The sequence below is a fragment of the Streptomyces sp. NPDC059002 genome (assembly GCF_042740435.1).
Classification (GTDB): Bacteria; Actinomycetota; Actinomycetes; order Streptomycetales; family Streptomycetaceae; genus Streptomyces.
In genome coordinates this window covers 211,017-220,690 of record NZ_JBHYJI010000007.1, presented here as the reverse complement: position 1 = coordinate 220,690, position 9,674 = coordinate 211,017, and the positions used below count along the sequence as shown (strand labels likewise).

Below are 9,674 nucleotides of genomic sequence, written 5' to 3'. Positions count from 1 at the left end.
CCCCGTACGGGGCGCGGGCGGCCCCTTCAGGGGCGCGGGGAACTGTGCGCCCAGCCACAACAAAGCGGCGGACGAAGACGGAGTCAGCGCAGCGAACGGAGCAGAGCCGCATCGTAGGGCGCCGCCTCCGAAAGGCGGCCGGCGAGCGCCTTGTTCGCCCACTCAGGATCCGCGATCAGCGACCGCCCCACCGCGATCACATCGAACTCCTCCCGCTCCATGCGGTCGAGGAGCAGCTCGATCCCCGTGGACACGGTCTCCTTGGCCCAGCCCTGCGGCCCGACGAACTCCTTGTCGAGGCCGACCGAGCCGACGGACAGCGTGGCCTTGCCGGTGAGCTTCTTGACCCAGCCCGCGAGGTTGAGGTCGTCGCCCTCGAACTCGGGGAGCCAGTAGCGGCGCGTGGACGCGTGGAACGCGTCGACGCCCGCGGCCGCCAACGGGGCGAGCAGCGAGTCCAGTTCGGCCGGATCCGTGGCGAGCCGCGCGTCGAACGCGTTCGCCTTCCACTGCGAGAGACGGAAGATCACGGGGAACGTCGGCGAGACCGCCGCGCGCACCGCCTCGACGATCTCGGTCGCGAACCGGGTGCGGGACGCGAGGTCGCCGCCGTAGCCGTCGGTGCGGCGGTTGGTGACGCTCCAGAGGAACTGGTCGATCAAGTAGCCGTGCGCGCCGTGCAGTTCGATGCCGTCGAAGCCGATCCGCTCGGCGTCGGCCGCGGCGCGGGCGAAGGCCGCGATGATCTCGTCGACGTCGGCGGAGGTCAGCGCGTGGCCCTTGGCGGAGCCGTCCAGGTCGAGGCCGGAGGGGCCTGCCGGGGGCGCGTCGGTGAAGGGTCCGTCGCCCTCGTTGCGGGTCACGCCGACGTGCCACAGCTGCGGGACGATCCGGCCGCCCGCCGCGTGCACGGCCTCGGCGACCTGCTGCCAGCCCGCGAGCGCGGCGTCGCCGTGGAAGTGCGGGACGCGGTGGCTGCTGCCCGCCGACGCGTGGTCGACGTAGGTGCCCTCGGTGACGATCAGGCCGACGCCGCCCGCGGCGCGCCGCGCGTAGTACTCCGCGACGTCCGCGCCCGGCACGCCGTCCGGCGAGAACTCGCGGGTCATGGGGGCCATGGCGATGCGGTTGCGCAGGGTGAGGCCGTTGATGTCGAAGGGGCGCCCGAGGACCCGCGCGGCTCGTGACGTGGTGGTTTCCGTGGCTTCCATGCGGTCTCCCGAGGGTCTTCCGTGTGTCCGGTGCGAACACGGTGATACGCGTCTGACAGCACTGTAAGCCGTTTACCGATGTCTACGTCGAGGGGGTACCGTGAACGTCATGAACTGGCCCGCGACCGAGCGCCACTGTCTGACCCCCGCGCCCGGCGGCCTCGCCCTCGTCCAGGAGCTCCTGAACACCGCGCCCGCCGGTCACGCGGACCCCGTCGACCTGCTCGCCGACGGGGCACTCGACCGCGCCCAGGAGTGGGCCGACCAGGCGGTGCGCGGCTGGTCGCGGGAGACCGGGAGGGGCGATGTGCGCCTGGTCCTCGCGGCCGACGACCTGCCCCAGCTGCGCTGCCTGCGGCACCAGCTGCGCCGCGCGCTCGCCGCGGGCGACCAGGGCGGGGACGCGGTGCGCTTCACCTCGGCGCCGGTCGTGGTCGCGCTCTCGGGCGACGGGGCGCTGACCGTGGAGCCGGAAGGCGCGGGCGCCCGCTGGCTGGCGTCGGCCGTGCTCGCCGAGGCGCTGCTCGCCCAGGCGTCGGGCGTCTGGCGCCGGCTGAAGATCTGCCGCAATGAAGACTGCGCGGCCGCCTTCTACGACCGCTCCCGCAACAACAGCGGCGTCTGGCACTCGGTGCGCGGCTGCGGGAACGCCGCCCATCTGCGGGCCTGCCGGGAGCGCCGCCGGGCGCAGAGCTGAGGGCGGATCGCCGAGGGCGACATCTGCGTACTGCTTTAGGTGCTGTGTCGGCGGGCTCGGGGGGACCTTGCCGATTCCCGCGAAGTTGCAGAAGATTCCGGTGGGGACCGGGGCCCCCGTGCCGATAACGGCAGGGGCGGACCGCTACCCGGAGTACGTATCGAGGAGACAGCGATGTCCCCAAAGGCGCATGAGGCGTCCACGGCGGCGCCCGAGGCCACAGCGGCCACCGAGCCTTCCGAGGCCCCGAACCTCGACTTCGCAGGCACCACCCCCTACGAGGACTACGTCCAGGCGGACGTCCTCACCCACCTCCAGCACCCGCGCTCGGACGACCCCGGCGAGATGGTCTTCCTGGTCACCACCCAGGTCATGGAGCTGTGGTTCACGGTGATCGTGCACGAGTGGGAGACCGCGGCGGGCGCCCTGCGCCGCGACGACATCCCCGTCGCGGTGGCGGCGCTCAAGCGCAGCATCCGCGAGCTGGACGCCCTGAACGCCTCCTGGCGCCCGCTCGCCCAGCTGACGCCCGCGCAGTTCAACTCCTACCGCGGCGCGCTCGGCGAGGGCTCCGGATTCCAGTCCGCGATGTACCGCCGCATGGAGTTCCTGCTCGGCGAGAAGTCCGCGTCCATGCTGGTCCCGCACCGGGGCGCGCCCCGTGTGCACGCCGAGCTGGAGAAGGCGCTGCAGGAGCCCAGCCTGTACGACGAGGTGCTGCGGCTCCTCGCGCGGCGCGGCTACGCGGTGCCCGACGCCGTCCTGGAGCGCGACCTGTCCCGGCGCTACGAGCCCTCCCCGGAGGTCGAGGCCGTCTGGACGGAGCTGTACTCCGGCGACGAGAGCGGCGAACTCGCCCGCCTGGGCGAGACGTTGACGGACGTCGGCGAACTGATCTGGCGCTGGCGCAACGACCACCTGGTCGCCACCCGGCGCGCGATGGGATCCAAGACCGGCACGGGCGGCTCGGCCGGTGTGGCGTGGCTGGAGAAGCGCGCGGTCAAGAACGTCTTCCCCGAGCTGTGGACGGCGAGGAGCCATGTCTGAGACCGGAGGGGCCCTGTCCGGGACCGATTCCGGCCTTGCGGCCGAGGCGGCGAAGCTGGACGCCGACGACGTGCTCCGCGCCAAGCGCGCCGAGTTCGTCCTGGACGACACGGTCTATCTGGACGGCAACTCGCTGGGCGCCCTGCCGGCGAACGTGCCGGGCAGGCTGGCCGAGGTCATGACCCACGAGTGGGGCACGCTCCGCATCCGCTCCTGGGACGAGAGCGGCTGGTGGACCGCCCCCGAACGCATCGGGGACCGCATCGCCCCGCTGGTCGGCGCCGCCCCCGGCCAGATCGTCGTCGGCGACTCGACCAGTGTGAACGTCTTCAAGGCCCTGGTCGCCGCCGTACGCATGGCCCGCGACCCGGACGAGGGGCGTGACGAGATCGTCGTTGACGCCACGACCTTCCCCACGGACGGGTACATCGCCGAGTCCGCCGCGCGCCTCACCGGCTGCCGGCTGATCCCGGTGACCCCGGGCGACGTGCCGGGCGTCCTCGGCGACCGCACGGCCGCCGTCCTGCTCAACCACGCCGACTACCGCACCGGCAGACTGCACGATCTGCCGGGTCTCACGGCCCGGATCCACGCGGCGGGCGCGCTCGCCGTCTGGGACCTGTGCCACACGGCGGGCGCCCTGCCCGTCGGCCTCGACGCGCACGGCGTGGACCTTGCGGTGGGCTGCACCTACAAGTACCTGAACGGCGGCCCGGGTTCGCCCGCCTACCTCTACGTACGCGAAGAGCTGCAGAGCCGCTTCGACTCGCCGCTGCCCGGCTGGAACTCGCACGCCCAACCCTTCGGCATGCGGCCCGAGTTCGAGGCGGCGGACGGTGCGCTGCGCGGTCGCGTCGGCACGCCGGACATCCTGTCGATGCTCGCCCTTGAGGCGGCGCTCGACGTGTGGGAGGGCGTCTCGGTCGACACGGTGCGGGCCAAGTCCCTCGCCCTGACCGACTTCTTCCTGCGGTGCGTCGAGGCGTACGTCCCCGAGGGGCGGGTCGAGCCCGTCACCCCGCGCGCGCACGCCGAGCGCGGCAGCCAGGTCGCGCTGCGCTGCGAGGGTGCGGGGGACGTCATGAAGCGCCTGATCGAGCAGGGGGTGGTCGGCGACTACCGCGCGCCGGACGTGCTGCGCTTCGGATTCACACCCTTGTACGTGTCCTTCGCCGACGCGGAGCGTGCGGCCCGGGTTCTGGCGCGCACGCTGGCCTGATAGCGTCCGGCGGATCTTGCTCCCGTTCTTCCCGGTCCTGCCGGTCTCCCGGCCGGACCGGGCGGGACGGGCGCGACCCGCCTGTTAGCCGCACCGCAGTTGAGAGGTTTCCGCATGCCGGACGACGCCGCCGTGGCCCGCGATGCCGCCGAGGCCGAAGCCGCCTTCTCGCATCCCGCCGTGAAGCCGGACGCCACCGCCGCGTACGGCGAACACCCCGACCAGGTGGTCGACTTCTACGCGCCGCGCGGCGGTCCTGGCACGGAACGTGAACGTTCCGCCCCCCTCGTCGTCCTGCTGCACGGCGGCGCGTGGCGGGCCCCGTACGACCGGCAGCACATCACGCCCTTCGCCGACTTCCTCGCCCGCCGCGGCTTCGCGGTGGCCAACGTCGAGTACCGCAGGGGCAGTTCGATTCCCGCGCAGGGCGGTGCGGGCCCGGTCGCCGGGCGCTGGCCGGAGACCTTCGACGACGTGGCCGCCGTGTTCGACGCGCTGCCCGCCCTCGTGCGCGACGCCCTGCCGTCGGCCGATCCGCGCCGCACTGTCGTGACCGGCCACTCCGCGGGCGGCCACCTCGCGCTCTGGGCGGCCGCCCGGCATGTGCTGCCCGCCGACGCGCCCTGGCACACCGACCGGCCCGCCCCGCTGCGCGGCGTCGTCTCGCTCGCGCCGATCGCCGACTTCCGGGTCGCCGAGGAACTGGGCGTCTGCGGCGGCGCTTCCGCGCAATTCCTGGGCGGCGACGACAAGTTCGAGGAGCGGCTGCCGTACGCCGATCCGGCCGCGCTGCTCCCGACGGGCATCGCCACGACCGTGGTGCAGGGCCGCACCGACATCACCGTGCCGTACGCGGTGGCCGAGGCGTATGCCGACGCGGCCGCGCGGGCGGGCGAGGTGGTGGGCCTGACGCTGCTAGAGGACGTCGGGCACTTCCCGCTGATCGACCCGGCGGCGGACGCGTGCGCGGTGGTCGCCGAGGAGATCGCGCAGTTGGCGTTCTGAGGCGTACGCCCGGTCGGGGCGGTCGAGGCGCACACCCGGCCGGGGCGGCCGAGGCGTACGACCGGGGGTGACGTCGCGGCCCCTGGGGTAGATCCCCAGGGCTACCCGTAATACCTGAGAGCTACGTTTCAGCTGCATACTCCGGCGTGATGTGGGCGACGGCACCTGATCCCTAACTTCCTTTCCATGAGCGCGAGTCGGCGAACCGGCCCGCGGACGGAAGGGAAACCGCATGAGGATCCGGGCCGGGCGGCTGCGCCGCACCCTGTTGGCCGCCGGTGTCGCCGCCGCCGTGGTGATCCCGGTGTCGGCCGCCGCCCGCCCGGGCATCCCGGCCCCCGCCCCCGCCGAGCTCGGCCACGTCACGGCGCGCACACTGACCCACGCGTACGCCGCGAACAGGGCGAACGCCACAGCGGCCGCCGCCATGGCCGAGCGGTACGGCGCCCGCAGCCGCGCCGCCGAGCTCCGCTCCATGGCCGCGCGCTCCCGGCAGTTCCTCGCCTTCGACGGACGCGGCGCGGGCCGCACCGCGGAGGTGTTCGGCGACCTGGCGGCCGCGGACCGCGTCGCCGTCCTGGTGCCGGGCTCCGACACCTCCCTCGACGCGTACGGCAGGTTCCGCAACGGCGCCCTCGCCCTGCACGCCGAACTGGGCCCGCGCACGGCCGTCATCGCCTGGCTCGGCTACGAGACGCCGGGCACCGTCAGCCCCGCCGTCCTCACCACGGGGCGGGCCGAGCAGGCGGCGCCCGCACTGCGGTCCTTCGTCGCGGGGCTGCGCGACATCAACGCCCACGCGCGCGTGTCCCTGCTCTGCCACTCGTACGGCTCGGTGGTGTGCGCCGGAGCGGCGGCGGACCCGCGCGGCCTGCGCGTCGCCGACATCGCCTTCTACGGCAGCCCGGGGACGGGTGCCGACAAGGCCGCCGACCTGCACACGACCGCCCGGATCTGGGCGGGCCGCGGCGCCGACGACTGGATCGCCGACGTGCCGCACACCAGCGTGGGCCTCTTCGGCACCACCGTCGGCTTCGGCACCGACCCGGTCTCCGGAGACTTCGGCGCCCGCGTCTTCGCGGCGGGCGACGGCGGCCACAGCGACTACCTGAAGCCGGGATCCGTATCGCTCGACAACCTCGCCCGGATCGTGAGCGGGGACGCATCGGAGGTCACTCATGCGTGAGTTCGTACGGAGGAGGGTGCGTGCGGGGGCCGGTCTCGCCCGGCGGATCGACGCCGCGACGCCCCCGGACAGGGACCGCGCCGTCGACGCCCTGCGGGCCTTCGCCATCCTCGGTGTCGTCGGCGGCCACTGGCTGGTCACCGCCCTGGTGTCCGACGGCGGCACGCTGCACGCGGCGAGCCCGCTGCGGCACCTGCCCTGGCTGGCCCCGGTCTCCTGGGTGTTCCAGACACTCGCGGTGTTCTTCCTGGTCGGCGGGCATGTGGCGACGAAGGGTTACGCGTCGGCGCGGGCCCGCGGGATCGGCTACGGACCGTGGCTCACCGCCAGGCTCGGCCGGCTCTTCCGGCCGGTCGCCGCGGTGCTCGCGCTGTGGACGGCCGTCGGCGCGGGCCTCGTCCTGTCGGGCGCCGGCCCGGACACGGTGCACACGCTCATCAAGCTGGCGCTCTCGCCGATGTGGTTCCTGCTGGTGTTCGCCGGACTCACCGCGGCCACCCCGCTGGTGGCGCGGCTCAACCCGCTGTGGCCGCTGGCCGTCGTACTCCACGTGGACCTCGTCCGATTCGGCTTCGGCGGCCCCGCCTGGCTCGGCTGGATCAACCTGGCGGCGGGCTGGCTCGTGCCGTACACCGTCGGCGCCGCCTGGACGCGGGGCGAGCTGACGCGGCGCTCAGGACAGGTCCTGCTGCTCGGCGGCGCGGCCGCGACCGCCGGTCTCGTCCTCTGGGGCGGCTACCCGGCAGCCATGGTCGGCGTCCCCGGCGCTTCGACGTCGAACCTCAATCCGCCCACGCTCGCGGCCGTCGCCTTCGGCCTCGCCCAGTGCGGCCTCGCACTGCTCCTCAGGGAACCGCTGTGCCGCTGGATGCGCCGCCCGACGGCCTGGGCGGCGGTGGCCCTCGCGAACCTCTCCGCGATGACGATCTTCCTCTGGCACCAGACGGCGCTGATGGCGGTCACCGCGCTGGGCCTCCTCGCGGGCGCCCCGCTGCCCGGCCTGCACACGGTTCCCGACGGCCTCGGCTGGGTCGCGGCCAGGCTCGCCTGGCTCCCGGTGTTCGCACTGGCCCTCGCGGTGTGCTGGACGGCCTTTCGGACCTACGAACAAGGGGGACGAAGGAAGAGCAGGGGTGGTTCGCGTCCGGTGCGGGTGCACAGGCCGTCCGGGGACGCGGGAGCGAGGGCGGTGCGGCGTGCCCAGAGTTGATCTTGTGAGTGACGAGGGCGGCTTCGGGGCGTCCGTGGCGGGAGCCCTGCGGTCGGTCCGTGCGGAGCTGTTGACGGTGGCGGCCAGGCCGCTGCCGCCGCTCGCACGCGCTCGCCGACTGCGCTGGCTGCCGCACGTCGGGGTCGTCCTGACCGGCGTCCTGACGTTCCTCGGCAACCTCGACCAGCTGGTGCAGCGCTACGGCCTCGGGCTCTGGCTCGGCCTCGCGACGAGCCTCGCGCAGGGCATCGGCGTCGTCATCGCCCTGTGGCGCCCCGCCCTCGGCTTCTGGCTCTCCCTGGTGTCGACCATCGTGGCCGCGCTCTGCGCGACCGGGCAGATCACGGTGGAGGACGGGCCCGAACCCTGGCCCTGGGGTCCGCCCGGCTTCTTCGCGCACGCCGTGGTCACCCTGCTGCTCGCGCTGCGCCTGCCGACCAGGGCCGCCCTCGTGGCGCTCGCGCTCAGCGCCGGAGCGCTCCCGCTGCTCCAGGAGTGGCGCGCCCCGTACGCGTACGACAACACGATGCCCCTCATCGCCCTCGTGTTCGGCGCCCTCACGCTCATCGGCATCATCCTGCGCGGTCGCCGCGAGGACCGCACCCGGCTCGTCGAGCAGCAGACGCGCACCGCCGAGGAGCGGGCCAGGCGCACGCTCCTGGAGGAGCGCGGCCGCATCGCCCGCGAGCTGCACGACGTGGTCGCCCACCACATGTCCGTGATCTCCATCCAGGCGCAGGTCGCCCCGCACCTCGTCGAGGACCCGCCCGACGCGCTGCGGGAGAACCTCGCGGGCATCCGGCAGAACGCCCTCGAAGCGCTCACCGAACTCCGCCGGGTGCTCGGCGTGCTGCGCTCGGCGGACCCCGAGGACGCCGACGCCGCGCCGCAGGCCCCGCTGCCCACCCTGGAGCGCATCGAAGGACTCCTGGACAACGCCCGCCTCGCGGGCCTGACCGTCCACTGCGAGCAGTCCGGGGAGCCGCGCCCGCTGCCGCCCGGCGTGGACCTCTCGGCGTACCGCATCGTGCAGGAGGCACTGAGCAACGCGATCCGGCACGCACCGGGCTCGACCGTGCGGATCGCTCTCGCGCACAGCGCGCCCGGACTGCGCGTACGGATCACCAACACCGTCCCGCGCACGAAGGCCCCGCAGTCGCCGGGCGCCGGACACGGACTGCTCGGGATGCGCGAGCGGACCGCCATGCTGGGCGGCGACCTGGCCACGGGCCCCACACCCGACGGCGGCTACGAGGTGTCCGCCTTCCTGCCGACCCACGGCCACGCACTCACCAAGGGGGAGTACCAGACATGACGACGATCCGCGTCCTGATCGCCGACGACCAGATCATGGTCAGGCAGGGCTTCTCCGTCCTGCTGAACGCCGAACCCGACATCGAGGTGATCGGCCAGGCCGTCGACGGCGAGGACGCGGTCGCCCAGGTCACCGGACTCACCCCCGACGTGGTCCTGATGGACATCCGCATGCCCGGACTGAGCGGCATCGAGGCCACCCGCCGCATCACGTCCCGGCTGCCCGGCATCAGGGTGCTCGTCCTGACGACCTTCGACCTCGACGAGTACGTGTACGAGGCGCTGCGGGCCGGGGCCTCCGGGTTCCTGCTCAAGGACGCCTCGGCCGACCAGCTCGCCGAGGCGGTCCGGGTGGTCGCCGCGGGCGACGCGCTGCTCGCCCCCGGCATCACCCGGCGCCTGATCGCCCAGTTCGCCCGCCTGGACGGGGGCGGCCCCGGCGGCCCCCTGAAGCCCCGGGCGGGCGGCCTCACCGAGCGCGAGACGGAGGTCCTCGCCCTGATCGCACGCGGCCTCTCGAACGCGGAGATAGCGACGAAGCTGGTGGTGGCCGAGCAGACCGTGAAGACCCACGTGGGCCGCATCCTGGTGAAACTGGACCTGCGCGACCGCACACAGGCGGCGGTGTACGCGTACGAGACGGGCGTGGTGAGGCCGTCGGGCTTTTGAGCAACAGCCCCTCCGGCAAGAATCAGCCCCTCCGGCGTTTGAGGAGCGGGGTCCGGGGCGGAGCCCCGAGCAGTGACGTAGTACCTGCGACGGACGGCAGGGAACCCCTCTCGCTA

The 9,674-nt window shown here is 73.6% G+C and carries 9 protein-coding genes; 8 read left to right on the top strand and 1 reads right to left on the bottom strand.

Annotation, left to right across the window (positions count from 1 at the left end):
* Positions 1-83 precede the first annotated feature (83 nt).
* Positions 84-1,211, bottom strand: a complete 1,128-nt coding sequence (locus ACFWZ2_RS09800) for an NADH:flavin oxidoreductase (protein ID WP_384544173.1) — start codon at positions 1,209-1,211, stop codon at positions 84-86.
* Positions 1,212-1,320: 109 nt separating this feature from the next.
* Here ACFWZ2_RS09800 and ACFWZ2_RS09795 point away from each other — a divergent pair, with 109 nt between their 5' ends.
* The 8 genes from ACFWZ2_RS09795 to ACFWZ2_RS09760 all read left to right on the top strand — a co-directional run bounded on the left by ACFWZ2_RS09795 (position 1,321) and on the right by ACFWZ2_RS09760 (position 9,558).
* The gene (locus ACFWZ2_RS09795) at positions 1,321-1,908 is read left to right on the top strand and encodes a CGNR zinc finger domain-containing protein (protein ID WP_384544171.1); all 588 of its coding nucleotides are present in this window, start codon (positions 1,321-1,323) and stop codon (positions 1,906-1,908) included.
* A gap of 174 nt (positions 1,909-2,082) precedes the next feature.
* Positions 2,083-2,955, top strand: a complete 873-nt coding sequence (locus tag ACFWZ2_RS09790; protein WP_384544169.1) for a tryptophan 2,3-dioxygenase family protein — start codon at positions 2,083-2,085, stop codon at positions 2,953-2,955.
* Entirely contained in the window at positions 2,948-4,174 is a 1,227-nt protein-coding gene (gene kynU, locus ACFWZ2_RS09785) for a kynureninase (protein WP_384544167.1), read from the top strand. Before ACFWZ2_RS09790 ends, kynU begins: the two co-directional genes overlap by 8 nt.
* A 114-nt stretch (positions 4,175-4,288) precedes the next feature.
* Positions 4,289-5,179, top strand: coding sequence for an alpha/beta hydrolase family protein (locus ACFWZ2_RS09780; RefSeq protein ID WP_384544165.1), 891 nt, complete (start codon positions 4,289-4,291; stop codon positions 5,177-5,179).
* A 232-nt stretch (positions 5,180-5,411) separates the two neighbouring features.
* A complete protein-coding gene (locus tag ACFWZ2_RS09775) occupies positions 5,412-6,365 on the top strand; it encodes an alpha/beta hydrolase (RefSeq protein ID WP_384544163.1) in 954 nt (317 codons plus the stop codon).
* On the top strand, positions 6,358-7,575 hold the full coding sequence (locus ACFWZ2_RS09770; protein WP_384544161.1) for an acyltransferase: 1,218 nt from the start codon (positions 6,358-6,360) through the stop codon (positions 7,573-7,575). The genes ACFWZ2_RS09775 and ACFWZ2_RS09770 overlap by 8 nt, the downstream gene beginning before the upstream one ends.
* 4 nt (positions 7,576-7,579) lie before the next feature.
* Positions 7,580-8,890 (top strand): sensor histidine kinase, encoded by a 1,311-nt coding sequence (locus tag ACFWZ2_RS09765; RefSeq protein ID WP_384544159.1) that lies wholly within the window; start codon positions 7,580-7,582, stop codon positions 8,888-8,890.
* On the top strand, positions 8,887-9,558 hold the full coding sequence (locus ACFWZ2_RS09760; protein ID WP_384544157.1) for a response regulator: 672 nt from the start codon (positions 8,887-8,889) through the stop codon (positions 9,556-9,558). Before ACFWZ2_RS09765 ends, ACFWZ2_RS09760 begins: the two co-directional genes overlap by 4 nt.
* The last annotated feature ends 116 nt before the right edge of the window (positions 9,559-9,674 follow it).

Coding starts and splice junctions, on each gene's coding strand:
- ACFWZ2_RS09800 (WP_384544173.1), bottom strand. CDS start 1,211: ATGGAAGCCACGGAAACCACCACGTCACGAGCCGCGCGGGTCCTCGGG.
- ACFWZ2_RS09795 (WP_384544171.1), top strand. CDS start 1,321: ATGAACTGGCCCGCGACCGAGCGCCACTGTCTGACCCCCGCGCCCGGC.
- ACFWZ2_RS09790 (WP_384544169.1), top strand. CDS start 2,083: ATGTCCCCAAAGGCGCATGAGGCGTCCACGGCGGCGCCCGAGGCCACA.
- kynU (WP_384544167.1), top strand. CDS start 2,948: ATGTCTGAGACCGGAGGGGCCCTGTCCGGGACCGATTCCGGCCTTGCG.
- ACFWZ2_RS09780 (WP_384544165.1), top strand. CDS start 4,289: ATGCCGGACGACGCCGCCGTGGCCCGCGATGCCGCCGAGGCCGAAGCC.
- ACFWZ2_RS09775 (WP_384544163.1), top strand. CDS start 5,412: ATGAGGATCCGGGCCGGGCGGCTGCGCCGCACCCTGTTGGCCGCCGGT.
- ACFWZ2_RS09770 (WP_384544161.1), top strand. CDS start 6,358: ATGCGTGAGTTCGTACGGAGGAGGGTGCGTGCGGGGGCCGGTCTCGCC.
- ACFWZ2_RS09760 (WP_384544157.1), top strand. CDS start 8,887: ATGACGACGATCCGCGTCCTGATCGCCGACGACCAGATCATGGTCAGG.